We start from the raw sequence: 25840 nt of genomic DNA on the forward strand, positions 1-25840 counted from the left end.
CCTAATTTGTTTAAAAAATCAGTATACAGTTTCATCGGCTTCAATACAACGCTTACTTTGTTCCTGAATAGAACGGCTTATAATCAATTATGGCAAAACCAAATTGTTTTTCTATCCACAAAAAATGGTAACGGGACATGTGAGATGATCACGTTTTTTTAGTGGATTTTTATTTTTTAGATTTTGTAGGTTTTTGTATGATTATGTAGTTCCCAATTTAAAATTAAGCAGAAAGAAATTTTTGAAAGCGCTTAACAATTTTTAGAATATTCATTATTTTTTCATCGAATCTAGTAATGGCATTCGGTAAAACGCTCATATTGAAAATATAATGATACAACAACTGAAGAGGTGGAAGAATGTGATTGAAGAATTGTCAAAAGAGTATGACATTCACGTTAATAGTCAAAGAAAATCCGACTTAGATGAATGGGTAGCATATTACAGATCCTTTGCTATTGAAGGACAAACCGCTAATTATATACCGGCATTGAGAAATGCACATTTATCGCAATTGGGCATTACCATACTGGAGCCGGGTGGAACAATGATCAAGTCAGGGGATTGGGAAGTTCCTTTCACGCTGCAAAGTATTTCAAAAGTGCTTAGCTTTATAGCAGCATGTTTGGGTCGCGGCATTTCTTATGTGTTAGAGAGGGTCGATGTGGAACCGACTGGGGATGCTTTCAATTCAATTATTCGTTTAGAAATGCATAAGCCTGGAAAGCCGTTCAATCCTATGATAAATGCAGGGGCGATTACAGTAGCTTCGCTTCTCCCAGGGGATTCTTCACAAAATAAATTGGAATTTCTCTATGAGCTATTTGAAAATTTGTTAGGGAAGCGCCCGACAATCAATGAGGAAGTGTATCAATCTGAGTGGTTAACCTCTCATAGAAATAGAGCTTTGGCTCACTATTTGAAAGAGACGAATTATTTGGAATCGGAAGTAGAGGAAGCTTTAGAGGTTTACCTCATGCAATGTTCCATAGAAGTGACCACAGAAGACATAGCCCTGCTTGGACTGATTCTTGCTCAAGATGGTTACCATCCCGTTCGTAAAGAACAAGTAATCCCTAAAAAATTGGCTAAGCTGGCCAAAGCATTAATGCTTACTTGCGGTATGTACAATGCTTCGGGGAAATTTGCGGCTTTTATTGGGGTGCCGGCCAAAAGCGGAGTATCTGGCGGGATTATGGCACTAGTTCCTCCAAGTGCCAGAAGCGGAATGCCTTTTCAAGATGGATGTGGCATTGGTATTTATGGACCAGCCATCGATGAATATGGGAATAGCGTAGCAGGTAGTCTGTTATTGAAACAAATGGCACAAGAATGGGATTTAAGCATTTTCTGAAATGCAGAAAAATTTGGTTCCGGTGTAATTAATAGAAGCAATAAGGGGAGATCCTTAAGGTTTCCTCATCAATTTTCAAACTTTTACAAGAGGTGATGTAAATGCAGCAATTACTTTAAGATGTAATTGGGCGCACTACACGAATCATTAATCCAGTTACTTTTAAACGTAAAGAATAATTTTAGAAAGCATGGTGAAAAATGTATGAATAATATGCAGCGAAAGATGGGAACATTTTCGTTAATGATGGTGGGACTCGGGTCAATTATTGGCTCAGGTTGGTTATTCGGAGCTTGGAGAGCGGCACAGATTGCAGGACCCGCTGCCATTATCTCTTGGATTATCGGGATGGTTGTTATTTTATTTATCGCACTATCTTACAGTGAATTAGGGTCTATGTTTCCTGAAGCTGGGGGAATGGTAAAATACACGCAGTACTCTCATGGTTCTTTTTTAGGGTTTATTGCAGGCTGGGCAAACTGGATTGCAATCGTTTCCGTAATTCCAGTTGAAGCGATTGCTTCTGTTCAATATATGAGCTCATGGCCATGGGAATGGGCACGGTGGACACATGGTTTGGTAGAAAATGGAAGTCTTACTGGGGGAGGCTTGGCAATTGCCTCTGTATTGCTGATCGTCTACTTTTTATTAAATTACTGGACAGTCAGTTTGTTTTCGAAAGCTAATTCATTCATTACAGTCTTTAAGGTTATTATTCCTGGACTTACGATTGGCTCACTTTTATTTGCCGGGTTTCACGCATCCAATTTTACATCTGCAGGAAGTATCGCTCCTAATGGGTGGGCAAGTGTACTTACTGCTGTAGCAACTTCTGGTATCATCTTTGCATTTAACGGTTTTCAAAGTCCAATTAACATGGCAGGTGAGGCAAAGAATCCTGGACGTTCGATCCCAATTGCAGTAATTGGCTCCATTTTAATTGCAACGGTCATCTACGTTCTATTACAGGTTGCATTTATTGGAGCCGTTGACCCGTCCATGATTGTGAATGGATGGCAACATTTGAATTTCAATTCACCGTTTGCTGACTTAGCAATTGTTTTAGGCATAAACTGGTTGGTTATTTTACTATACGTAGATGCTTTTATTTCTCCTTCGGGGACAGGAATAACATACACGGCGACAACGTCACGAATGCTTTATGGAATGGAAAAGAATAAATATTTACCAAGCGTGTTTGGAAAACTGCATCCTCTTTATGGTATCCCGCGTCAAGCCATGTTTTTTAATCTAGGCGTATCTTTCTTATTTTTATTCATGTTTAGAGGCTGGGGCGTATTGGCAGAGGTTATTTCAGTTGCGACTTTAGTCTCTTATATTACAGGTCCAGTTACTGTAATGACATTAAGACGCACAGGTCAGAACTTGTACAGACCATTACGTTTAAAAGGATTAAGCATCATTGCACCACTGGGCTTTGTTTTTGCTTCTTTGGTTCTATATTGGGCAAGATGGCCGCTTACAGGTCAAGTATTATTTATCATTATGGCTGGTCTTCCCGTTTATTTCTATTATCAATCAAAAATAAAATGGAAGGGATTCCGCCAAAACTTTTCAGCAGGGCTTTGGATGGTTGTTTACTTACTCTGTATGATGACCATTTCATACTTAGGCAGTGAAAAGTTTGGTGGACTAAATATAATCCCATTTGGTTTGGATATGGTCATCATTACATGTTTATCACTAATGTTTTATAGTTGGGCATTAAAGAGTGGTTTCCAAACGGAATATTTGGAACAAGGACAAAAAGTAAATGAAGACTTGAGATCGATGGAGAACGACGTTTCAGCTCAAACTGATAAAAAGAACGCTGTATAAATGATGAAGCCTATTCGTTTGGCATGCTCAATAAGCCATTCGTGAATGACTTCGAAAGTGCTTCTATATTTATATATAGATGAGGAATAAAAAAAGGGACGGCAAATTTAATTTGCTGTCCCTTTTTTTGGAGTTTTGGAAAAGGCTGTTATTTTTTATTTCACACCTGGTTTATCGTCATACCCGGCAGTGAAGATAGCGGCTAAAAATGTTAAAGCAACTCCAACGATAATAACTGTGCCCATGTTGTGACCTCCCTTTACCCATATTGTCCCACTTAAGTATAGGCTTAGTATACCCTAATTTTTAGCAGGAGTGCACACAAATTTTCTTGCCAGCATATTTGTCATCAATTCTCAATGATTAAGCCCTTTTCGATACATGGAGAGTCAAGGGGGATTCGAAACAATGCCCGTCCACTTTTTAAAGTCTGACATGTTTGTCAGACTTGGAGCATAGATTTAAGTATTCTCTGAAAGTGACAGGGGGAGGTTCCTTAATGGATATTTTAAAGAAAATCGAAAAATTTAGAGAAGATGAACAGAAGCTGAAGTGGGAAGGCACCTTCGCAGAGTACTTAGAAATATTGAAAGAAACGCCTTTAGTTGCTCAATCTGCTCATTCACGTGTTTACAACATGATCAGAGATGCAGGGATAGAAGAAGTAAATGGGACAAAGAAATACAATTTTTTCAGCGGTCAGTTATTTGGCCTTGAAGATTCACTGGAAAGGCTCATCGAGGAATATTTCCATCCGGCAGCAAAACGGCTGGATGTCCGTAAGCGGATATTGCTTCTCATGGGTCCGGTGTCAGGTGGGAAGTCCACACTCGTTTCTTTACTGAAGCGTGGACTTGAAAATTATTCGTTAAAAGACTCTGGTGCGATTTATGCAATAAAAGGATGCCCGATGCATGAAGATCCACTGCATCTCATCCCGCAGTATTTACGGGATGATTTCTTTGAGGAATATGGCATCAGGATTGAAGGAAATCTTTCGCCGCTGAATGTAATGAGATTAGAACAGGAGTATGGAAGCAGGATTGAAGATGTTATGGTCGAACGTATTTTCCTTTCGGAGGATAAGCGTGTTGGAATTGGAACATTCAGTCCTTCTGATCCTAAGTCACAGGATATTGCTGATTTGACGGGCAGCATCGATTTTTCGACCATTGCCGAATACGGTTCTGAATCAGATCCGCGTGCCTATCGCTTTGATGGCGAGCTGAACAAGGCGAACCGCGGGATGATGGAGTTCCAGGAGATGCTGAAATGTGATGAGAAATTCTTATGGCATTTGCTATCATTAACACAAGAGGGGAATTTTAAAGCTGGCCGTTTTGCATTGATCAGTGCAGATGAACTCATTGTGGCTCATACGAATGAAACGGAGTATAAAGCGTTCATTTCCAACAAGAAAAATGAAGCATTGCATTCCCGTATCATTGTCATGCCTATTCCATATAACTTGAAGGTTACCGAGGAAGAGAAGATTTATGAAAAAATGATTCGTGAAAGTGATGTCTCGGATGTTCATATAGCCCCGCATACATTGAGGGTGGCGGCAATCTTCAGCATCATGACCCGCCTGAAAGATCCCAAAAAGGGCGATATCGATTTAGTGAAAAAGATGAGGCTTTATGATGGGGAAAATGTTGAAGGATTTAATTCCGCAGACATCAATGAATTGAAAAAAGAATATCAGGACGAAGGCATGAGCGGAATCGACCCGCGTTACGTAATTAACCGGATTTCCTCTACGATCATACGTAAGGAGAATCCGTCCATTAATGCATTGGATGTACTTATGTCATTAAAAGCAGGTCTTGACCAGCATCCGTCCATTACGAACGAACTCCGGGAGCGGTATTTAAATTTCATATCACTGGCACGTAAAGAATACGATGCCATTGCAAAAAATGAAGTGCAAAAAGCTTTTGTATATTCATATGAAGAGTCGGCGAAAATCCTCATGGATAATTATCTGGATAATGTCGAAGCATACTGCAATAAATCAAGGCTGCGCGATCCATTGACTGGAGAAGAAATCAACCCAGATGAAAAATTGATGCGCTCGATAGAAGAGCAAATTGGAATTTCCGAGAATGCAAAAAAAGCATTCCGCGAAGAAATATTGATTCGAATTTCAGCATATGCCCGTAAAGGGAAGCGATTTGATTATAATTCCCACGATCGTTTACGGGAAGCGATCCAGAAAAAACTATTCGCTGATTTGAAGGATGTCGTTAAGATCACCACTTCAACGAAGACACCAGACGAAAGGCAACTGAAGAAAGTGAACGAGGTCATCACGAGACTTATAGACGAGCACGGATATAATTCGACTTCAGCCAATGATTTGCTGCGCTATGTGGGCAGCTTGTTAAATCGGTAATCCATAGTTTTTTTGCTCCTGCCCCCTCATCGGGCAGGGGTTTATTACCGTTTACGGAAGGTTGGATGGATGAAAGGTGGATTAGAGGAAATCCAGAATTTCTATTGAAATCATGAATCTTTTGAAAACGGTGATTATAGTAGGCATGGGAGATTATAACTCAACAAAGCACCAGGCCCTTCTGAATGAAGGAAACCCGGTGCTATTGATTTCTATTTAGTTACATTCAAGCCATACTGTTCAATAAGTGTAATAAGTTGATTCGGTGATAGTTTTTCTTCGCTATGGTCGATTTTAATTTCCCCATCATCAACATCGATGATCGCACGTTCCACACCTTCCGTTTTCAAAAGTATGGACTCCAGATTTAAAATAGGGCCTTCTGACGTTGCTTCCTTTACATAAAGGGTAGTTGTTTGCATAGATCTTGCACCTCCTTACATTTGCTCATAATGTTTTATCTATACCCCATATTTCCATTAGATATGTTACGTTTCGGATTTGGTAATATTGGGTATCAATAAGTAGAGGTGATGGCAAATGAGCAAAGAGGAACTGAAAAAAGAACATGTACCGGAAAATAGCTCCATGGCTAAGGATTATGAAGAGATGAAAGAACTTGGAAAGCAGATGGAAAATCAAAGGACGAATGAAGAATTGAAAGAGTGGGATAAACGCCCAGGTACAGTTCAACATGAAATAGAGGAAGAGAAGGATTGACGAATACCACAACCAGAATCATTCTATCTGTGTAAAAGGGGTGTCCAGAAAAACTGCTGGGACACCCTTTTTGTTGTGTTCCATTGCTTTTTTAAAATGTCCTTGGAAGTCTTTTGCTGCTCCATTACTTCTGGCTTAAAGCGATCCTATTACGAATGAATGAAAAAACGAACAGACCTGAAAATCATCAGGTCTGTTCGTTTTGTTATATTCCTTATTTAGAAATAACCTTAAAGGGCTTTAACGCCCCTGTCAGGACTTGTCTAGTTCATGGGCAAACATCCATTATTAATTTTGTTGTAAATTATCCTGCGTCGCTGCATAAGATAGAGTAATACTTTTCTTTTCATCCGTTTTTTCGCACTGTATTTTTCAATGGAAAACCGGAATGATGTGGGCATTCCCACACTAACTTATTATATGAAGGAATGATGAAAAGCGTGCAAACATTTTTAAGGGGGGAAGAGAATGTCGGAAGAGAATAATCAACAGTATGTAATCTCACAGGAAAATTGGACCCTCCATCGGAAAGGCTATGATGATCAACAACGTCATCAGGAAAAGGTGCAGGAAGCGATCAAGAATAATTTGCCTGATCTAATTTCAGAAGAAAGCATCGTAATGTCCAATGGCCGGGATGTCATCAAGATCCCCATTCGCTCCTTGGATGAATACAAAATTCGTTATAACTATGATAAGAACAAACATGTAGGGCAAGGCGATGGAGACAGTAAAGTGGGGGATGTAGTCGCAAGGGATGGCTCACCGTCCGATGCCGGAGCCGGTAAGGGTCAAGGTGCAGGTGACAAGGCCGGCGAGGATTATTATGAAGCCGAAGTGTCGATGATGGAATTGGAGGAGGCCCTGTTCAGTCAACTGGAACTCCCTAATCTTCAGAAGAAAGAACATGCGGAGCACACTCTTGAACATATTGAATTCAACGACATCCGCAAGACAGGCCTAATGGGAAATATCGATAAAAAGAAAACGATGATATCCGCTTTCAAACGGAACGCCTTAAGGGGGCACCCCGGTTTTCACCCTATTTATAAGGAAGACTTTAAATTCAAAACCTGGAATGAGGTTCAGAAACCTGATTCCAAAGCAGTTGTACTGGCAATGATGGATACTTCCGGAAGTATGGGGTTATGGGAAAAATATATGGCTCGAAGCTTTTTCTTTTGGATGAACCGTTTCTTGCGGACAAAATATGAAACCGTGGAAATCGAGTTCATTGCCCATCATACAGAAGCGAAAGTCGTTCCGGAAGAGGATTTCTTTTCAAAAGGGGAAAGCGGCGGTACGATTTGTTCGTCCGTATACCGAAAAGCATTAGAACTTATTGATCATAAATATGACCCTGCGAAGTTTAATATCTATCCGTTTCACTTTTCCGATGGTGATAACCTAACATCCGATAACGTCCGATGCGTTAAGCTTGTTGAAGAACTCATGAAGGTTTCCAATATGTTCGGATACGGGGAAGTCAATCAATACAATCGCCATTCGACATTGATGACAGCTTATAAGAACATCGATAATGAAAAATTCAGGTACTATATCCTTAAGCAAAAGGCTGATGTTTTCCATGCAATGAAGAGCTTTTTTAAAGATGAGGAAAGTAAGAAGTATGCTTAAAATAGGAAGAGTGGAGAGTAATTTTTTTTCAATTCAATATAGTTGAAGGTAAAAAGGCGTGCGGTTCACATCGGACGCCCTTTTCGGAATATTCGGTTTTATTTCGTATTAAGGAAATACACAAAGGCCATTGCTCAACACTAAGCAATGGCTTTTTCGCATGCACATCATTCGGATATTGAGCGAGGATCCAAAGAATGTAAATGAGGTTATCGGAATCACTTTGTACTTTAACCCAATGATAATGAACCATAATATGCAGCAACCTCCTCTAAGTATAGGTCATTTCTTTTTCTCCAAATGGAGAAGGTGAAACTTTCTTATCTGACAGAGTTTGAGGTTGATAATTTTTATAAAGATAAGGAAGCCGCGAAATGACCGAAACGAGAAGCGAGAACGCCATATATTCCTTCTCTATTTAAACCAAAGACCACTCTCTACTTATTCGAAATTAAAATCACGGAATAGGAACCTTTCGTACCGCTATCAGTGGCTGGTATGTAAATGGCCCCGGTACAATACCGGGGCCATTGCCGTTTAGAACCTTTTATACCTTTACTGGCTTTATTGAGTCGTTACATATTCATTATTTCCTGCACGCATTCCAACAATGAAAATAAGTGCCGATATAGCGGCCAACATCAGTAAGGGAAGAGTCCAGCTGTGTGTAATGTCATGAAGCAATCCGAATAATACCGGTCCAATGGCAGCTAAAAGGTACCCGAATGATTGTGCCATTCCTGATAATTCCGTCGCTTCATGGGTGCTTTGCGTTCGAAGACTAAAGAACATCATCGATAAACTGAATATGGTTCCGACTCCAATCCCAATCAATATCATGCATACCGGGATGAAGAGAGTGCTTCCGGATAATATTCCGAATATCCCTGATATAAGGAAGATGACAGGCGGGACCACTAACAGACGCTGACTTTGTAAGCGCCCAGCTAAAATTGGCACAAGGAATGTTATGGGAATGACTGCAAGCTGCATGATGGAAAGCATCCAGCCAGCTTCATCAGCATTCAGGCCTTTTTGCTCCAGGATTTCAGGCATCCAGGTAATTACTGTATAGAAAATAAACGATTGCAAACCCATGAAGAATGTAATCTGCCAGGCTAAACCAGAACGCCATAAGTTAATCTTTTTATCCTTTTGCGCTGTTTGTACATCCTTACCTGTGTTGAATGGCCGTCTTAATTGCGGCATCCATAAGAAAACTGTAATAAGTGATAAAATCCCCCAACATCCAAGGGCACCAGCCCATCCCAATCCGGATGAAGAAGCAAGGGGAATGCTGATCCCAGAACCTATTGCGCCGCATAAATTCATGGAAACAGCATAGGTTCCTGTCATCAAACCGATGTTCCTGGCAAAGTTATGTTTAATCAGACTGGGTAACAAAACATTGCCTATTGCAATGGCTAACCCGATTAAAATGGTCCCTATGAACAATGTCGGCACTCCGCCAACTGAGCGTATCCCAATTCCGATCGTTAATAATACCAAGGAAAGGAAAAGTGTAAGCTCCATTCCAAAACGCCGTGCTATCCTAGGTGCAAACGGTGATAATAAAGCGAAGGAAAGCAAAGGCAATGTCGTTAATGAACCTGATAATGTATTGGAAATCCCCAAGTTATCACGGATCGAAGTGACAAGGGGTCCAACCGATGTTAAGGGAGCCCTCAGATTTGCCCCAAGAAGAATGATTCCGATGATGAGCAGTCCTAATCTGGGTTTAATATCCACTTTTCTTTGTTCTAGTTGATTTGCCGCTTGATGAATGCCCATAATCTCCTCCTTACTTACTCTAAAGATTTTTTGAATTGTGCAATGTATTCATTCACTGTTTCGATTGCCCGGTTCACATCTTGTTCGATGATGGCATCCACAAGTTTGCAATGAATGTTCAAATGAAAGTTCACATCAGAACTCATCTCCACTATCTGATGGATGGATTCATGCAGGGAGTGTTCCATATGTTCGTACAAATCAATCAATAAATCATTATGTGATGAAACCATAATCGATTTATGTAACTGTATATCCGCTTCTTCGTAGGCCTTGATATCCTTTGCTTCGGCAGCTCTACTGCAGGCTGATATATGAAACCGCAATTGTTCTATATCTTCTTGATTACGTCTTAATGCCGCCAACTGGGCTCCTTCTCTTTCAAGGGCATGACGGACCTCTAACGTTTCTAATATACTTGACTGCTGGATCCTTCTTTCAAATGCTGCCCCCAAGGCACTTGATGACCTTACGAATGTCCCCTTTCCTTGTTTAGTTACTAAAAGCCCTGCATAAACAAGTGATCGTACAGCTTCCCTTAATGTATTTCTGCTTACATCGAACTGTTGGATCAAATCCATTTCAGGGGGAATTTGATTTCCTATTTTCCATTCACCTGATTCGATTAACGATTCGATTTGGGAAACCACCTGCTCTACAAGTGATAAGCGATTTGTTTTAGATATGGTCAAGATACACACCTCAAATTTGTAGGATGATTGGTTCATTGGTTATTTTAACATATGTATGTTGAAAATGAGTATATTCTAGAAAAAATTGCAGTTGATTTCAGAAATCCGCTCCCTTTCCGCCGACAGTCTGCCAAGCCTCCTCGGCGCAAGCGCCTGCGGGGTCTCGGCCAGCCAGTTCGGMAGGAGTGTCGCAAATTTCTTCAATCCAATAAGGATTACAGGAAAAAGCATGAAGGATAAATTAATCTTAAACATGCTTCGGGATGAGACTAACTCTCAGTTTTTCTTTGAAAAAATTGCAGTTGATTTCAGAAATCCGTTTCCTTTACATCGTCGGTGTTAGAGTGTTCCGATTCTCCTTTATTATTAGTTTGTAGACAAAAGGTGTTATTTCTTTTAAAACAAAGTTGATTGGAGCGGGTGTTCGAGACTCCTGCGGTAAAAGCGAGTCCATGGAGACCCCACAGGCGCAAAAGCGCCGAGGGCGGACCGCCTGCGGAGCGAGTTTCTTGAGTGGAAATCGACGTCCAATCTGTACTGACACTAAAAAGACTGAAGGCAAACCCGATTTTCATCGAGTTTGCTTTCAGTCTGAAATCCCTAATAAAATTCAGGGGGATAATATTTCTATTTTTTTTGTTTGACAATAAATGAGAGAAGGATGAATATCACTAACGTGACAAGACATACTGTAGTCCCGATGAAGTTTTGCTTATTAAAGAGAAATGCCAAAAAGATAATGCTTAAAGCCGTGATGGCTAATATAGTTGTATATGGATACCATTTTACCCGGAATCCTGGTTTGCCAGTGTATTGCTTACGCAGTTTCAATTGCGCGGAACAAATACTGATCCACAATAATAAAACCGTGAATCCAGGAATGGCCATAAGGTAGCTTAAAATCAGGTCGGGATACAAATAGGATAAAAACACACCAGCCAATATGCATAATGTAGTTAAAAATATACCATTAAGCGGAATACCCTTTTTCGTTGTATTTAAAAATGCCTTGGGCGCTTCCCTGTTCTGGGAAAGAGTGAACAGTGTTCTTGAGGTAGCGTATATACCTGAATTTGCAGCTGATAAGACAGCGGTTAACAGAACGAAATTCATGATATCGGCGGCTCCGGGAAGACCAGATAAGCCGAAAACCTGAACGAAAGGACTTACTTCGGTGCTTACTTGATTCCAAGGTATTACTCCGCAAATGATAAGTATCGGCAAGACATAGAAAAGAATCACCCGCCATACTGTTCCTTTTATGATTTTTGGTATGACTCGCTGACTATCTTTTGTTTCCGTGACGGCTACACCAATTAATTCTGCACCCCCATATGAAAACATGACCACTAAAAGTGCACTTAACATTCCGTCAATTCCTTTGGGAAAAAAACCGCCATGTTCCGTGTAATTTGAAAATGAAGCCGAACTAGGAAAGAGTCCTAGCATGATCAAAGCTCCTAAAATGATAAAAGCAATTAAGGTTATTATTTTAATTCCTGCGAACCAAAATTCGAGTTCTCCATAGTATTTTACTTGAAACAAATTAATTCCTATTATTACTGAAGCGCAAAGTATGCTTAACAGCCATAATGGTACTGTAGGAAACCAATATTGTAGAAAACTGCCGGCTGCAACTATTTCTACAATGATTACGATAATCCAATTGAAACAATAGAGCCATCCGACAATGAAGGATAGTTGAAACCCAAAAGCTTTATTAATGAGATGTTGGACGTTCATATTAGGAAAAGCGGTTGCCATCTCCCCTAGTGCGGCCATTACAATGAATAACAATAGCCCCCCTATTAAATAGGCTATTACAACACTTGGGCCTGCCATATTTAATGTATCGGAACTCCCCTTAAAAATCCCCGTTCCTATCATTCCGGCTAAAGCAATGAACTGGACATGCCTCGGCAATAGGCCCTTTTTTAGATCTTGATGAGTCTTCTCCATTATATTCATGCCTTTCTTTCACAATTTTAATAAAATAGCCTATCAGTAAAACATAAAAGTTTCTTCTACTATTGAACGCTTTCACGTACTAAAGTACTATATTAATATATCATGAATGGGAAAAAAGTCAATTTAGGCCGGTGAAGGGGAATGGATTTCCAACCGGCGAAAAAGGTTATCTGAAAATATTGGATTTTATGAAATGAATCAAAGCAAAAAACTGCTAGGTGATTTTTTAGGGATGAATTAACAATTCTTCATTCTTTAAAATACATATTGAAAAGAGAGAAATATAATCCTGTTTAATTGCAATATTACTGTCATTTGTTTCGTAGTAAATAAGTTGATGGAACCAGTTTCTGTCCTTAATAGTCGAAGTCGCTTAGTTTTCCTATCAGGTTTGTCGCAGCCAGCATTTGGGGGCTGCGGGGGCCAGGGTTATGGAACATACTGCAGAATTACAAAAAACCGACCTTTCAAGGTCGGTTTTTCTTTAATAATAGGTACGAAGCGGGAAACTATCCGTTCTCATTTGAAAAGGGGAGCGGCGCCTGTAGGTACTCGGTTTCTTGTTTCGGTTCAATTTCGCTTAAAAATTGCAGATAACCGGTATATACCTGTGAGGCCATTCCTAAATAGTGCAATTCAGTGTGGATGATTCCCTTTCGTGGTGAATGGAGCAAATACATTTTTTCATCCCTCCTTTTATAAGGGTAGGCCAGTTAGTACAACGATATTTATTAGGGAAAAAACCCCTATTACTAAAAATTGGATGCACCAGGTTCAAAGGCTTCTGCAGCTCTTTCTTCTAACACCATGCGCAGTCCATTCTTGGGTCTGAGTGTAAGGGAGGGAAGGGGAGTTACATCATGATGGTCAGGTGCAAGCTTTATCCTATATCGCTTTGCAATGCAGGCCAGTACAAACACCGCTTCCATCATGGCAAAGTGATTGCCAATACAAACCCGCGGCCCTCCGCCAAATGGAAAGTAAGCGAACGCAGGCAGGCTTTTCATAAAGTTATTTTCAAATCGCTCAGGGATAAATGATTCCGGTTGATCAAAATACTCTGGATTATGCTGCATCACATAAGAACTTATTAGTATCATATCGCCTTTTTTAAAGCGATATCCTCCTATTGTGACATCCTCCGTCACATCACGGGATAAGATATACAGTGGCGGGTAAAAGCGAAGTGTTTCATGAATGATATTTTGAGTGTATTGTAATTTCATGAAATCTTCAGGCTTGGGTGTCCGTTGACCGATTATGCTATTGACTTCATTGAAAAGCTTGACTTGAATTTCCGGATGCTTCGAAATTGCATACAGTGCCCAGGAAAGAGCATTTGCTGTCGTTTCATGACCGGCAAGAAAAATAGTCATTAATTCATCACGGACCTGATGGCTTGACATGCCTAACCCGTCGTCGGCATCACGGGCGTCCATCAAGATCCCTAGCATGTCTTCATGTTTTACTGTATCGTTCTTCCGTTTTTCAATAATGCCGTAAATCACTTTATCAAGCCTTTGTATCGCCTTTTTATATTCACGGTTGATTTTAGTCGGTACCCATAATGGCATACGGAAAATCTTTCTCATCCTTTTGACTGTTATTCTCAATGCAGTTTCCAGAGGTTTCCCAACGATTTCATATCCATCCTTGAATTCCATGCTGAACATGGTCTTGCTGATTATCCCGAGAGTGATGTTCATCATATCCTTCGTTATACTCCGTTCATCATCATGTTGCCAAGTTGATATATAATCCATTGTGGTATCAATCATATCCTTGGCATATTGGCTAATATGAGTCTTTTTGAAAGAGGGTTGGATAAGCCTTCTCTGTCGCATATGAAAGTCTTTTTCGCTTGTAAGCAGACCTTCACCGATAAGCAGTTTTAAAAGATTGAAGTCCCTGGATTTGACGAAAGATTGTTGTTTTGTTACAAGTATTTGTTTGATTAAATCAGGGTTTAAAACGTGATAAACAGTTTGGAATGGTCCTAAACGGAATTTAGCAACTTCCCCATATTCCTTGGACAATCGGGTCAGGAACCCAATGGGATCTGTTTGGAACTCTTTTGTATGTCCGGAAACCAGCCTTCCTTTTGGAACCATTTGAGAAGTGCGGAAGACATCATCAGCGTGGCTCAATGAAGTTTTTCCCCTTTCTTTAAAATACTTACATGTAATCATTGTATGAGGATAAGCTAAATTGGTTTGGACAAGTCGTTAAAGAAAGGGCTGATAATTCTATTGAAGAAAAAAGTTACAGCGAAAAAACCCTGGATGAATATAGCCAGAGTTTTTCATGAGAGCTTTAGATTAATGAAGGGGGATTCAATTCAACTTCTTTCATCATCGCCCCTATGTTGGAAACGATCATTTTTTTCATTGATGGGCCCGCCAAATTGTGCATTGATCTCCTTAACCACTTTTTCTAAAAATTCATCAGATATTATTGGATTATTTGCTTTATTGTGCATGTGTTTCTCTACAATCCTTTCTGGATATGGTGTGTTTGGAACAATCATGATATGTTATCAACATAACCTCACTTATAGAAAACTATTCTTTCTCTGTTCAACTTTTTCTGCTGTAACATTTTACGGAAGCATAAACAGTTATATTTTACTTAGAGGATTATGGTAAGTGGATCATTTTACAACCAAAGGGGTCAATCCGATGTGGAAATGGCCCAATCACCTCTTTTTGGTAATTGGGCATGGTCTATATTAACTTCATTAAGGAAACAACTGCCTTAAATATTTTATTAGCTGATCACGAAGTTCAGGTCGTTTCATGGCGAAATCTATTGAAGCTTGAAGGAAGCCGAATTTATCGCCGACGTCATAACGATTTCCCTCGATGATATACGAATATAATGGTTCCTTTTCTAACAAAAGGTCTAAAGCTTCAGTAAGCTGGATCTCCCCCTTACGATCAGGCTGTACGTTTTCAAGGATTTCAAAAATCGCAGGTGATAAAATATATCGGCCAATTATCGCCTGTGTTGATGGTGCATCCTCCACTTTTGGCTTTTCCACCAAGTTTCTTACCAGAAATAAATCCTCATATCGTTCTTGGAAGTTTACGATCCCATACTTGGAGACATCGGCTGGTGATACTTCCTTACATCCGATAATGCTCGCTCGAACCTTGTTATACCGTTCCATTAACTGCTTCAAGGCTGGAACCTGGCTATCCACGATATCATCCCCTAACAGGACGGCAAAAGGTTCGTCTCCGATAAAAGTTTTGGCACATAAAACTGCATGACCCAGACCTAAAGGTTCCTTTTGCCTTACATAGTGGATATCGACCATGTTGGAAATGTTCTCCACAATCTTAAGCAGATCATTTTGACCTTTCATTTGCAGAAGCATTTCAAGCTCAATCGATTTATCGAAATGATCTTCGATGGCACGTTTGTTTTTACCCGTAACGATGATAATATCCGTAATCCCTGATTGTACCGCTTCTTCGATAATATATTGAATGGTCGGCTTATCGACAATCGGCAGCATTTCCTTTGGTTGAGCTTTCGTAGCAGGCAAAAATCGTGTTCCTAAACCGGCTGCTGGAATCACCGCTTTCCTTATCATAGCCCAGCCCCTTTTTAAGGTTCTTTTATATGCTTATTGCATTTTATGTGGTCATTGGTTGACCTATATCAAAATAGGTTAAAATAAATCCCTTAAAAAGAATAGATTTACCTCCGAAGCCAAATATTATGGATATATGAATTTAATCAAGAGGTGGATATTTTGCCAATTGAAAATAAAGAGAGAAAACAAATCCTTTTTGCCTTACTCGTCATTGTTTTATATCTTTCGCCCTTAATCATCCTTGGAGAAAATGCGCATATTCGCGTACATGATAATTTGGATTCCAACCTTGCCTGGTATAAAGTCCTTTCAGAAAGCGGTGAGTTATTCGGTGCAATTGACGCCAGAATTCCTCAGATTATGAATGGGCTGCCCCGTAATGCTTTTGGCAGTGAGTTCAGTATTATCGTGTGGCTTCATGCTCTTTTTCCGACAATGGTCGCATATGCAATAAGCCAGGCATTAACAAGGTTTATTGCATTCTTTGGTATGTATATCTTATTGAAGGAACATTTGGTTACAGGAAGACAATCAGGTTGGATTAGGGTTGGAACATCCTTAGCCTTTGCCCTTACCCCATTTTGGCCATCGGGAATGCTCAGTACACTTGGGATGCCTTTAGCCCTTTGGGCTTTTTTGAATATCCGCAGCAAGGATCATTCTTGGAAGAATTATTTGGTCCTTACACTTTTACCGCTTTATTCAAGCATCGTGCTTGGCTTTTTCTTTTTCCTTGTTGCAATGGGCTTTCTTTGGCTAACGGATGTAATCAGGGGAAAAGGATGGAATATAACGTTTCTTCTTTCAATCGTTTATATGACCGTCATTTTTGGTTTGGTGGAGTATCGTTTGGTCGCTTCATTCATTTTTGATTCGGAGCCAAACAGTAGAGATGAATATTTTCACGCAAGGCTGCCGCTCGATTGGGTCATTAAGCTTACTTTCAAAAATTTCGTTCTTGGACATACGCATGTCATGACTGTACATGCGCTTATCATCCTGCCGATTACAGTCTTTGCCCTTTATATTATTCTGACCAAAAAATTGTGGAGACAGGAAAAGGTATATGTTTTTTTATTCGGCTTGAATTTTATGCTCTCAGCGTGGTACGCATTTTGGTTTTATAAAGGCTGGCTTCCTTTAACGGAAAGGTTTCACACCCTGGATACTTTTAACTTTGCCAGATTTCACTTTTTAAGGCCGATGATCATTTACTTGGGGTTTGCCCTTGCGATAAAAATCATTTGGGAATACAGCGACTATGCTAAGAAAACCCTTTCCATTTTCATCGCCGTTCAAATACTGATTTTAATCGGTTTCAATGAGGAAATCAGCCACAATAAAAAGCCAACTTTTAAAGAGTTCTATTCAGAAAGCCTTTTTCAGGAAATAAAAGATCATATTGACCGTCCACAAGAAGAATATCGTGTTGCCAGCATTGGGCTGCATCCCGCAATCGCTCAATATAATGGATTTTACACGCTCGATAGCTATAACAATTTTTATCCGCTTTCTTACAAACATCAATTTCGTCAAATAATTGAAAACGAATTGGCTAAGAATAAAAACATCAGAATCTATTTTGATGAATGGGGAGGACGTTGTTACCTATTTACCGATGAGCTTGGGAAGCATTATATGTTCAAGAAAGGCTCGAAGAAAGAGCTGGAAAATTTGGACCTCAACATGGATGCGTTTAAAGGATTAGGCGGAACGTATATATTTTCTGCCATCCCAATCAACAACGCGAAGGAAAACGGATTGGTGCTGGATAGGGTTTTCACGAAAAAAGGAAGCGTATGGAAAATTCATTTATACAGAGTCATGTGAAAAGGGGGGTATAGAATGAATTCACCGATTGTAACGATTGTTGTACCTTGTTATAACGAAGAAAGCGTTTTGCAGGAAACCATTTCCCAGCTTTGTGGATTGATGAGGGGGTTGGTCGATGAAAACGTTGTTTCCGGTCAAAGTAAAATTTTGTTTGTCGATGATGGGAGCAAGGATCAAACTTGGAGGATCATTTACAAAGAAACGATTAATAATGAATATGTTCGCGGGCTAAAGCTTTCCCGGAATGCTGGACATCAAAATGCACTTCTGGCTGGGTTGTTTACAGCCAAGGAAGCCTCAGATTGTGTGATTTCCATTGATGCAGATTTACAGGATGATATTCAAGTCATCCCGGAATTCATTCGAAAATTCAATGAAGGATGTGAAATCGTATATGGTGTCCGCCAGAAAAGGGACCTTGATTCATTCTTTAAACGAACATCTGCAACAGGTTTTTATAAATTAATGAACAAGATGGGGGTTAACCTTGTCTATAATCATGCCGATTTCCGGCTAATGAGCAAAAGGGCGATCATGGAGTTGGAACGCTTTGATGAAACGAATCTTTTTTTACGGGGGATTGTACCGCTCATTGGGTTTAAGACGGACTCTGTTTATTATGACCGTAAAGAAAGATTGGCTGGGGAAACGAAATATCCATTTAAGAAGATGGTTGCTTTTGCACTTGATGGCATTACTTCCTTTTCAGTTACACCGATCCGGCTTGTATTATGGCTAGGATGTCTTTCCTTTTTCATTAGCTTACTCTTTGGGTCTTACTTTTTATGGTTGAAATTTTATGGGCAGACCGAAACTGGCTGGACCTCATTGATCACCTCCATATGGTTGATCGGTGGACTACAGTTGATTGCTGTCGGGTTGATTGGGGAGTATATCGGAAAAATCTATAATGAATCCAAACGCCGGCCTAAATATATTGTTGATCTTGATCTATTTAATCCGCTCGATTTTAAAAAACGGGAGCAATTAGAAAATGAACGGAACAGTATTGAAAAACTATCTAAAACAAACTAACTCCTTTATCCGCTTTTTATTGGTTGGAATAGTCAATACAGCGGTTGGACTTTCCATCATGCTTTTTCTCATGAATGCTCTTGAATTATCTTACTGGATCTCCACCTTTATCGGCAATGGTACGGGAGCTGTAACGAGTTTTCTCTTGAACAGGACTTTTACCTTTAAAAGCGATATAGAATGGCGGCGAGGAGTTGCCCGTTTCTTTTGCGTCATCCTGATTTGTTATTCCGCCGCTTATTCTATAGGACAAGCCATTGCAGAATCACTGGAAGGAACCGTTCATTTATCCATACAACAAAATTTGGCTGTTCTGATAGGAACAATCTTTTATACAGTGCTTAACTATCTTGGCCAGAAATACTTTGTCTTTAAAAAAAGCAATTTGAGGCCAATTCAAGAAGGAAGGAACTAATTAGCGTAGATGAGTGGAATAATGCCCCCGAATGGACGGGAATTAAAAACGGAATCGGAAAGCGAAATTCTGATTTTATGACTATCCAAGCTGGGGCAGATCTGTTTTACTTGATCCATCACGTTACTTCATTTTTCCTTTTGGGGAATCTATCTTTTGTTCATTGTCTTCTTGAATATCTTCCTTTTAGACAGTTACTTTCCTCCTTTCCTACCTTCGATTCATGTGTTTGCATGACTTTTGTTATATAAGTCAAGAATAAAACCTCGCTTATAAATAATAATTCTATTTCTGTGCAAAATTTTCATTTACTTTTCCATTTCACGGGAGTATGATAATCAACAGTTTCATATTTCTAAATCGCTTAAACCTTATGGTGCGGGGGACCCGTTATTGGGATTGTTTTTACAATCCAAGGGGTGAATCCTTTAAAAGGTAGGGCTACTCTTAGGTCCGAATCCGACAGCTAACCTCGTAAGCGTTATATGAGAAGGAAGGTGGAGCTTGTTAGACAAAAAAATTGATGTCTACAGGTCTATTTAGCTATGACTTGTAGGCATTTTTGTGTTTCGTCTCGTTTTTTTGCTACAGCTGGGAAACATAAACTTATAAATTAAACTGGTGGTGAATTCTTGATGTTATCTTCTATAAAGAGGTTCTTGATCGGGAGACCTTTAAAATCAAATGCACTTGGTGAACAAAAGCTTAACAAAACAAAGGCGTTGGCGATATTATCTTCAGATGCATTGTCTTCGGTTGCATATGGGCCGGAGCAAATATTGATTGTCCTGATCACGGTCGGTGCTGCGGCATTCTGGTATTCAATCCCTATCGCGATTGGAGTATTGATCCTGTTAACCGCTTTGATTTTGTCCTACAGACAAATCATTTTCGCTTATCCACATGGCGGGGGAGCCTATGTGGTTTCAAAAAACAATTTAGGTGTCAATCCAGGGTTGATAGCTGGAGGATCCTTATTGGTCGATTATATATTAACTGTCGCGGTAAGTGTTTCCGCTGGTACGGATGCCATCACGTCCGCTTTTCCCGGCCTGCATGATTATAATGTCCTCATAGCCATTATTTTTGTCATCCTACTTACTATCTTGAACCTTAGGGGGGTTACGGAATCGGCATCTGTCTTGGCCTATCCGGTGTACCTATTCGTTTTAGCCTTGTTCATCTTGATTGGGGTTGGAATTTACAAGATTCTGACGGGAGGAGTCTCACCGGAATTGCATGCATCAATCGGGACTCCGGTAGCAGGCATCAGTTTATTTATACTGCTAAGAGCATTTGCATCAGGAAGCTCCGCATTGACAGGAGTCGAAGCGATTTCAAATGCAATCCCGAACTTTAAAGATCCAGCACCGAATAATGCTGCGAAAACATTAATAGCGATGGGTTCCTTACTAGCTGTTTTGTTTTCGGGAATCGTATACTTAGCCTATTATTTAAGCATTGTTCCTAGCGCAGAGGTAACGGTCGTCTCCCAGATTGCTGAAGAGATCTTTGGACGGAATTTCATGTATTTCTTCATTCAAGGTACAACTGCATTGATCTTGATACTTGCGGCAAATACTGGATATTCGGCTTTCCCTTTGCTTGCGGTAAATCTGGCGAAGGATAAATTCATACCAAGGGCGTTTACGATCAGAGGGGACCGTTTAGGGTATTCCAATGGAATTATCATACTTGGACTTGCATCCATCATCTTGATAGTCGCAGTTGAAGGACATACGGAAAATCTCATTCCGCTTTATGCGGTTGGTGTATTCATCCCATTTACGTTATCCCAGACTGGGATGATTGTTAAATGGATTCGCGAAAAGCCAAAAGGCTGGATGATGAAATTAACCATTAATTCAATTGGTGCCATAATTAGCTTTATCGTCACGATGATATTCTTTTTAACCAAATTTATTCAGGTTTGGCCTGTTTTGATTTTTTTACCTATCATCATTTTAATTTTTCATCGAATTAGAAAGCATTATGAAGCAGTTGGAGACCAACTAAGGATTACAACTTGTGAGCCGATCTTACCAATCGAAGGAAATATCATCATTGTACCTGTTGCGGGTATAACTCATGTGGTTGAGAACTCTTTAAATTATGCAAAATCTCTATCTGCACATCAGGTCATTGCCGTTTATGTCGCTTTTGAAAGAGAAGATGAAAAGAAATTCGAAGAAAAATGGAAGAAGTGGCAACCAGATGTTAGACTTGTGACTCTAAACTCTTATTACAGGAGTATCATACAGCCACTAACTAAATTTGTGGACACAGTAGAACATAAGGCTAGTGAATCCAACTATAAAGTTACGGTGATCATCCCCCAATTTATTCCGAAGAAGGGCTGGCACAATATTCTTCATAACCAATCAAGTTTACTGATTAAGGCCTACTTGCTTTATAGAAGAAATGTGGTTGTTGCGACAGTGCCCTATCATTTGAAGAAGTAAGTTCCATTATCTAAGAAAAGAAGCAGACCTACATAAGGTTTGCTTTTTTTCTTATCTTTATAAAAAATTCAGCAATAACTACGCTTCCGATATGTGAGTATGAACATTTATTACTCACAGTAACTATGAAGCCCGTACAATAAAAAGGATTTGCAGTAAGATGTGGGGATACTTCCTCTTTTAAAGCTTTAATTAATGTTAATATAAAACCTTCTCCATCATCATTATCCGATTGACTGCTGTTTGGGAAAGTTATTATTTCAAAGTCGCTGATGATTCGGAAATGGACATGCGACATCATCAATGGTGGATAGCATCAATCAGTATCATTAGAAAGGGCTGCGTCTGCAGCCCTTTTGTGTTGAACACTACTTTAGGGGAAACACTTCATAAAATTACCAAGGGTCAATTCAAATAATGCGAACATATTAAGAAGACAAAATGAAATTTCCTGCTTAGTTTTGTACTTACATATATGGGGGTTGAAAATGGATATACTATTAGCTCTCTTGCCGGCATTATTCTGGGGAAGCATCGTTTTATTTAATGTGAAACTCGGGGGTGGACCCTATAGTCAAACACTAGGTACAACGATTGGCGCMTTGATTTTTTCAATTGGTGTTTATATTTTTGCCGATATTAAGCTGTCACTTTTGGTGTTTGGTGTCGGAGTCGTATCTGGATTGTTTTGGGCCGTTGGACAAGCTAATCAGCTTAAGAGCATTGATTTAATGGGAGTTTCTAAAACAATGCCGATTTCAACAGGATTGCAGCTCATTTCAACCACTTTATTCGGGGTCATAGTTTTTAACGAATGGTCTACAATGAAGGCGATTATTTTAGGCGTATTGGCATTGATCTTCATTATTATAGGAATCATCTTGACCTCCTTGGAAGATAAAGAATCGAAAGAGGGCAAGTCGGGAAACTTGAAGAAAGGAATTGTTATTCTCCTCATCTCGACATTCGGTTATTTGGTTTATGTGGTCGTGGCCCGTCTTTTTGATGTTGACGGGTGGTCAGCGTTGTTCCCTCAAGCGATTGGGATGGTGATAGGCGGTCTGTTATTGACTTTTAAGCATAAACCGTTTAACAAATATACGATTCGTAATATCATTCCGGGATTGATATGGGCTGCAGGGAACATGTTTTTATTCATTTCCCAGCCACGTGTGGGAGTGGCCACTAGTTTTTCACTTTCGCAGATGGGCATAGTCATCTCAACCCTTGGCGGGATCTTCATTTTACGTGAAAAGAAAACGAAGCGCCAACTAATTGGAATTGTAATTGGGATTATCTTGATCATCATAGCTGGGATTATGCTGGGATTGGCAAAAAGTTAATGGAGGGTGATTACATGTATACAGATTTAGAAGGTAAGGTAGTTGTTATTACCGGATCATCCACTGGTTTAGGAAAAGCGATGGCCATTCGCTTTGCTAAGGAAAAGGCAAAGGTCGTGGTTAATTATCGCACCAAATCAGAGGAAGCGGATAGTGTAATGGAAGAAATCAAAACAAATGGTGGGGAAGCCATTGCCGTAAAAGGCGATGTCACCAGTGAACAAGATGTCATTAACCTTGTTCAATCAGCGATAAAGAATTTCGGGAAACTCGATATATTCATCAATAATGCTGGAATTGAAAATCCGGTTCCATCTCACGAGATGCCGTTAAGCGACTGGAATAGGGTAATCAATACTAACTTAACCGGAAATTTCCTAGGCTGCCGTGAAGCTATCAAGTATTTTGTCGAGAACGGTATTAAAGGGAATGTTATAAACATGTCCAGTGTACATGAGATGATTCCCTGGCCTTTATTCGTTCACTATGCAGCTAGCAAGGGCGGGGTGAAGCTACTTACGGAAACCCTGGCTCTTGAATATGCACCAAAAGGGATCCGTGTGAACAGCATTGGTCCTGGAGCCATCGCCACGCCAATAAATGCCGACAAGCTTGAAGATCCAGAAAAGAAAAAAGACCTTGAAAGCATGATTCCGATGGGGTATATCGGAAAGCCTGAAGAAATTGCTGCGGTTGCTGCATGGCTGGCATCTTCAGAATCCAGTTATGTAACGGGCATCACTCTATTTGCTGACGGAGGAATGACAAAATACCCTGCATTCCAAGCGGGAAGAGGATGAAATGAGTTTAATTCCTCTTTTATGATGCAACAAGAATCCCAGCAGGATCAAGCCTGCTGGGATTCTTGTGTAAAGCATTAACGAGTATGATGATTATACCAGCTAATGAAATTATCGACGACCGTATCGATAAACTGGACAGTCGGCTCATGTATAAGCCTGCCTTCGTTATCGATTTTGTCATGCACTGCACCAACATATACTTCATTCCCAGGAAGGAGTGGGGAGGAGATGCCTATTGCGAATAAGATTTCACGCAAATGCAATTGAGCTTTTACCGTCCCTAATTGCCCCATTGACGCACCCATGATCCATGATGGTTTGCCGATCAAGACTTTATCGACACGTGATAACCAATCAATTGCATTGCCCAATACACCTGGAATCGTCCCGTTGTATTCAGGTGTTACCCACAAGACTGCATCTGCTTCGGCCACTTTGCTTTTAAATTCTTTTACAACCAATGGAGGATCATTTTCAATATCTTGATCATAAAAAGGTAAATCCCGAATGTTCAAGATTTCGAGATCAAAACGATCTTGATATTTAGTTTGAATATATTTGGCTAGCTTAAGGTTGTATGACTCTTTACGGATACTTCCCACTATGGCAACAACTTTCATCTCCAATACCCCCAATGATTTTATAATGGATAATCATGTAAATGTGTTCCACTTACCTATTATAATTGGAATGTAATTGAAAGGGAAAAAGGATGCTTGGGAAATAATCATTCGGCGGATGGCCCTTCAATCACACCACGATGAAAATGTCTTTCCATGACATACCCAAAAAAGGAGGCAAGCATTTGTTGAAACAGCATGCCAAGTACAACGGGTACCGCAACGGCAGCAGGGAAATAGGTGGTTGCAAGAACGGCTCCAGCACTGATGTTTCGCATACCGCCTGTAAATGTCAAGGTGATGATATCCGCCTTTTCCCATCTTAAACATGCACCGACCATCCAAGAAAGGGCATAACCTGAAGCGGCTATGAACAAAACCAAGAAGGCCATGATCATTATTTTCTTATCGAAATGGGTTAAGAAAGGCGCTATTTTTGAACTGTTCAATATGACTACGATTCCAACGCTTATCTTGGAGAATGGAGCTAATCGGGGAGATAGTGAATATTGTATCTTTCCTTTTGTAGCCTGATTCAAGAACATGGCAAGCATGGAGGGCAGAACGACCATTCCGATTAATCCTTTCACTATCGACCCCAAATCCATTTCGATCGAACCGCCTCCGAAAAAGGAAATGCTGTAAGGGACGATGAATGGCGAGAGTAGGGTGTCGATTAAGATGATGGTTAGGGCAAGTATGGCATTACCCTTATAAATGGATACCCAGATCATACTGGTGACACCGGTTGGAATCACTACTGCGAGGACTAGGCCGGTAATTGTGAAAGCATCACCATGAAACACTAAATGACCGAGGCCAAAAGCCCAAATTGGCATAAGCATATGAAGGATGATCAATACGATGAAAACGGGTAAAGGGTGGGTGACTGCCTGTTGCACAGATTTAAAGTTAGAGCCTAAACTCCCGGAAAATGTAATGAAGGCAAATATCCATGGAACAAGAAAGGTGTAATCCATTAGATGTTCGTACAATAATACCCCAATAATCACGCTTATCGGCGTGATGAGAGGCATGACTTTATCGAGTTGTTCATTTATTGTTTTCAGCATCATTCATCCACTTCCTCATCCATTCTATTAAGTAAGTTTACCATATTCCAAAACATATGATTTGTAAGACAAGAATTTTGTCAATTTATTTTTGAAGATGGCTAAATGCATTTAATGTAAGACTATATAAAATAGGCCAAGTGGGATGCTAATATATCCATTCTTTTTGTGTTCTCCATTACTTTCGCTGCTATGAAACAAAAAGGGCTGCAAGCTTTCCCTGATGGATGGTTTTATAAGGAGGTTTTTAGGCAGGAT

21 protein-coding genes and 1 riboswitch are annotated in these 25840 nt (G+C 40.0%); of the genes, 11 read left to right on the plus strand and 10 right to left on the minus strand.

Annotation, left to right across the window (positions count from 1 at the left end; genetic code table 11):
* Positions 1 to 364 precede the first annotated feature (364 nt).
* The 3 genes from AC1DVB_RS02830 to AC1DVB_RS02840 all read left to right on the plus strand — a co-directional run bounded on the left by AC1DVB_RS02830 (position 365) and on the right by AC1DVB_RS02840 (position 5588).
* A complete protein-coding gene (locus AC1DVB_RS02830; protein WP_223255834.1) occupies positions 365 to 1354 on the plus strand; it encodes a glutaminase in 990 nt (329 codons plus the stop codon).
* Between the two features lie 204 nt (positions 1355 to 1558).
* Positions 1559 to 3193, plus strand: coding sequence for an APC family permease (locus AC1DVB_RS02835; RefSeq protein WP_057275626.1), 1635 nt, complete (start codon positions 1559 to 1561; stop codon positions 3191 to 3193).
* A gap of 499 nt (positions 3194 to 3692) precedes the next feature.
* On the plus strand, positions 3693 to 5588 hold the full coding sequence (locus tag AC1DVB_RS02840) for a PrkA family serine protein kinase (protein ID WP_034315159.1): 1896 nt from the start codon (positions 3693 to 3695) through the stop codon (positions 5586 to 5588).
* Between the two features lie 212 nt (positions 5589 to 5800).
* On the opposite strand, the gene AC1DVB_RS02845 is transcribed toward AC1DVB_RS02840, so the two are convergent.
* Positions 5801 to 6010 (minus strand): metal ABC transporter ATPase, encoded by a 210-nt coding sequence (locus AC1DVB_RS02845; RefSeq protein ID WP_034315156.1) that lies wholly within the window; start codon positions 6008 to 6010, stop codon positions 5801 to 5803.
* A 118-nt stretch (positions 6011 to 6128) separates the two neighbouring features.
* Here AC1DVB_RS02845 and AC1DVB_RS02850 point away from each other — a divergent pair, with 118 nt between their 5' ends.
* Positions 6129 to 6308: a hypothetical protein gene (locus AC1DVB_RS02850; protein ID WP_034315155.1), complete on the plus strand. Its 180-nt coding sequence runs from the start codon at positions 6129 to 6131 to the stop codon at positions 6306 to 6308.
* A gap of 468 nt (positions 6309 to 6776) precedes the next feature.
* Positions 6777 to 7946 carry a sporulation protein YhbH gene (gene yhbH, locus AC1DVB_RS02855; protein ID WP_057275627.1) on the plus strand — a complete coding sequence of 390 codons (1170 nt, stop codon included), beginning with the start codon at positions 6777 to 6779 and terminating at the stop codon, positions 7944 to 7946.
* Positions 7947 to 8510: 564 nt separating this feature from the next.
* On the opposite strand, the gene AC1DVB_RS02860 is transcribed toward yhbH, so the two are convergent.
* The 7 genes from AC1DVB_RS02860 to galU form a co-directional block, all read right to left on the minus strand.
* Positions 8511 to 9737 (minus strand): CynX/NimT family MFS transporter, encoded by a 1227-nt coding sequence (locus AC1DVB_RS02860; protein WP_057275628.1) that lies wholly within the window; start codon positions 9735 to 9737, stop codon positions 8511 to 8513.
* 14 nt (positions 9738 to 9751) lie between these two features.
* The gene (locus tag AC1DVB_RS02865; RefSeq protein WP_057275629.1) at positions 9752 to 10429 is read right to left on the minus strand and encodes a FadR/GntR family transcriptional regulator; all 678 of its coding nucleotides are present in this window, start codon (positions 10427 to 10429) and stop codon (positions 9752 to 9754) included.
* Positions 10430 to 11056: 627 nt separating this feature from the next.
* On the minus strand, positions 11057 to 12388 hold the full coding sequence (locus tag AC1DVB_RS02870; protein WP_477588100.1) for an amino acid permease: 1332 nt from the start codon (positions 12386 to 12388) through the stop codon (positions 11057 to 11059).
* A gap of 518 nt (positions 12389 to 12906) precedes the next feature.
* A complete protein-coding gene (locus AC1DVB_RS02875; protein ID WP_454862052.1) occupies positions 12907 to 13077 on the minus strand; it encodes a hypothetical protein in 171 nt (56 codons plus the stop codon).
* A 72-nt stretch (positions 13078 to 13149) separates the two neighbouring features.
* Positions 13150 to 14544: a cytochrome P450 gene (locus tag AC1DVB_RS02880; protein ID WP_477588102.1), complete on the minus strand. Its 1395-nt coding sequence runs from the start codon at positions 14542 to 14544 to the stop codon at positions 13150 to 13152.
* Between the two features lie 191 nt (positions 14545 to 14735).
* Positions 14736 to 14924: a hypothetical protein gene (locus tag AC1DVB_RS02885; RefSeq protein ID WP_477588104.1), complete on the minus strand. Its 189-nt coding sequence runs from the start codon at positions 14922 to 14924 to the stop codon at positions 14736 to 14738.
* 210 nt (positions 14925 to 15134) lie between these two features.
* The gene (gene galU / locus AC1DVB_RS02890) at positions 15135 to 15995 is read right to left on the minus strand and encodes a UTP--glucose-1-phosphate uridylyltransferase GalU (RefSeq protein ID WP_034315138.1); all 861 of its coding nucleotides are present in this window, start codon (positions 15993 to 15995) and stop codon (positions 15135 to 15137) included.
* A 168-nt stretch (positions 15996 to 16163) separates the two neighbouring features.
* Here galU and AC1DVB_RS02895 point away from each other — a divergent pair, with 168 nt between their 5' ends.
* The 6 genes from AC1DVB_RS02895 (at position 16164) to AC1DVB_RS02920 (ending at position 23886) form a co-directional block, all read left to right on the plus strand.
* Positions 16164 to 17828 carry a DUF6044 family protein gene (locus AC1DVB_RS02895; protein ID WP_328129778.1) on the plus strand — a complete coding sequence of 555 codons (1665 nt, stop codon included), beginning with the start codon at positions 16164 to 16166 and terminating at the stop codon, positions 17826 to 17828.
* A gap of 15 nt (positions 17829 to 17843) precedes the next feature.
* On the plus strand, positions 17844 to 18866 hold the full coding sequence (locus AC1DVB_RS02900; protein WP_057275631.1) for a glycosyltransferase family 2 protein: 1023 nt from the start codon (positions 17844 to 17846) through the stop codon (positions 18864 to 18866).
* Complete coding sequence (locus AC1DVB_RS02905; RefSeq protein ID WP_057275632.1) at positions 18826 to 19281, plus strand: GtrA family protein; 456 nt, start codon at positions 18826 to 18828, stop codon at positions 19279 to 19281. Before AC1DVB_RS02900 ends, AC1DVB_RS02905 begins: the two co-directional genes overlap by 41 nt.
* A gap of 351 nt (positions 19282 to 19632) precedes the next feature.
* Positions 19633 to 19778, plus strand: a riboswitch (cyclic di-AMP (ydaO/yuaA leader).
* A 138-nt stretch (positions 19779 to 19916) separates the two neighbouring features.
* Positions 19917 to 21743: an APC family permease gene (locus AC1DVB_RS02910; protein ID WP_057275633.1), complete on the plus strand. Its 1827-nt coding sequence runs from the start codon at positions 19917 to 19919 to the stop codon at positions 21741 to 21743.
* 488 nt (positions 21744 to 22231) lie between these two features.
* Positions 22232 to 23086, plus strand: coding sequence for a RhaT/GlcU family sugar-proton symporter (locus tag AC1DVB_RS02915; RefSeq protein ID WP_034315121.1), 855 nt, complete (start codon positions 22232 to 22234; stop codon positions 23084 to 23086).
* A 14-nt stretch (positions 23087 to 23100) separates the two neighbouring features.
* Positions 23101 to 23886, plus strand: a complete 786-nt coding sequence (locus AC1DVB_RS02920; RefSeq protein WP_057275634.1) for a glucose 1-dehydrogenase — start codon at positions 23101 to 23103, stop codon at positions 23884 to 23886.
* A 77-nt stretch (positions 23887 to 23963) separates the two neighbouring features.
* Here the strand turns inward: AC1DVB_RS02920 and AC1DVB_RS02925 are convergent, their stop codons facing one another.
* The gene (locus AC1DVB_RS02925; RefSeq protein WP_454862054.1) at positions 23964 to 24509 is read right to left on the minus strand and encodes an NADPH-dependent FMN reductase; all 546 of its coding nucleotides are present in this window, start codon (positions 24507 to 24509) and stop codon (positions 23964 to 23966) included.
* Positions 24510 to 24616: 107 nt separating this feature from the next.
* The gene (locus AC1DVB_RS02930) at positions 24617 to 25582 is read right to left on the minus strand and encodes a bile acid:sodium symporter family protein (protein WP_454862175.1); all 966 of its coding nucleotides are present in this window, start codon (positions 25580 to 25582) and stop codon (positions 24617 to 24619) included.
* Positions 25583 to 25840 lie beyond the last annotated feature (258 nt).

The organism is Peribacillus sp. P4_D6 (genome assembly GCF_056401795.1).

Excerpts from the sequence above, each read along its gene's own strand:
- AC1DVB_RS02835 (WP_057275626.1), top strand. The coding sequence starts at position 1,559 with ATGAATAATATGCAGCGAAAGATGGGAACATTTTCGTTAATGATGGTG.
- AC1DVB_RS02840 (WP_034315159.1), top strand. The coding sequence starts at position 3,693 with ATGGATATTTTAAAGAAAATCGAAAAATTTAGAGAAGATGAACAGAAG.
- AC1DVB_RS02845 (WP_034315156.1), bottom strand. The coding sequence starts at position 6,010 with ATGCAAACAACTACCCTTTATGTAAAGGAAGCAACGTCAGAAGGCCCT.
- AC1DVB_RS02850 (WP_034315155.1), top strand. The coding sequence starts at position 6,129 with ATGAGCAAAGAGGAACTGAAAAAAGAACATGTACCGGAAAATAGCTCC.
- yhbH (WP_057275627.1), top strand. The coding sequence starts at position 6,777 with ATGTCGGAAGAGAATAATCAACAGTATGTAATCTCACAGGAAAATTGG.
- AC1DVB_RS02860 (WP_057275628.1), bottom strand. The coding sequence starts at position 9,737 with ATGGGCATTCATCAAGCGGCAAATCAACTAGAACAAAGAAAAGTGGAT.
- AC1DVB_RS02870 (WP_477588100.1), bottom strand. The coding sequence starts at position 12,388 with ATGGAGAAGACTCATCAAGATCTAAAAAAGGGCCTATTGCCGAGGCAT.
- AC1DVB_RS02875 (WP_454862052.1), bottom strand. The coding sequence starts at position 13,077 with ATGTATTTGCTCCATTCACCACGAAAGGGAATCATCCACACTGAATTG.
- AC1DVB_RS02885 (WP_477588104.1), bottom strand. The coding sequence starts at position 14,924 with ATGATTGTTCCAAACACACCATATCCAGAAAGGATTGTAGAGAAACAC.
- galU (WP_034315138.1), bottom strand. The coding sequence starts at position 15,995 with ATGATAAGGAAAGCGGTGATTCCAGCAGCCGGTTTAGGAACACGATTT.
- AC1DVB_RS02900 (WP_057275631.1), top strand. The coding sequence starts at position 17,844 with ATGAATTCACCGATTGTAACGATTGTTGTACCTTGTTATAACGAAGAA.
- AC1DVB_RS02905 (WP_057275632.1), top strand. The coding sequence starts at position 18,826 with ATGAACGGAACAGTATTGAAAAACTATCTAAAACAAACTAACTCCTTT.
- AC1DVB_RS02910 (WP_057275633.1), top strand. The coding sequence starts at position 19,917 with ATGTTATCTTCTATAAAGAGGTTCTTGATCGGGAGACCTTTAAAATCA.
- AC1DVB_RS02920 (WP_057275634.1), top strand. The coding sequence starts at position 23,101 with ATGTATACAGATTTAGAAGGTAAGGTAGTTGTTATTACCGGATCATCC.
- AC1DVB_RS02925 (WP_454862054.1), bottom strand. The coding sequence starts at position 24,509 with ATGAAAGTTGTTGCCATAGTGGGAAGTATCCGTAAAGAGTCATACAAC.
- AC1DVB_RS02930 (WP_454862175.1), bottom strand. The coding sequence starts at position 25,582 with ATGCTGAAAACAATAAATGAACAACTCGATAAAGTCATGCCTCTCATC.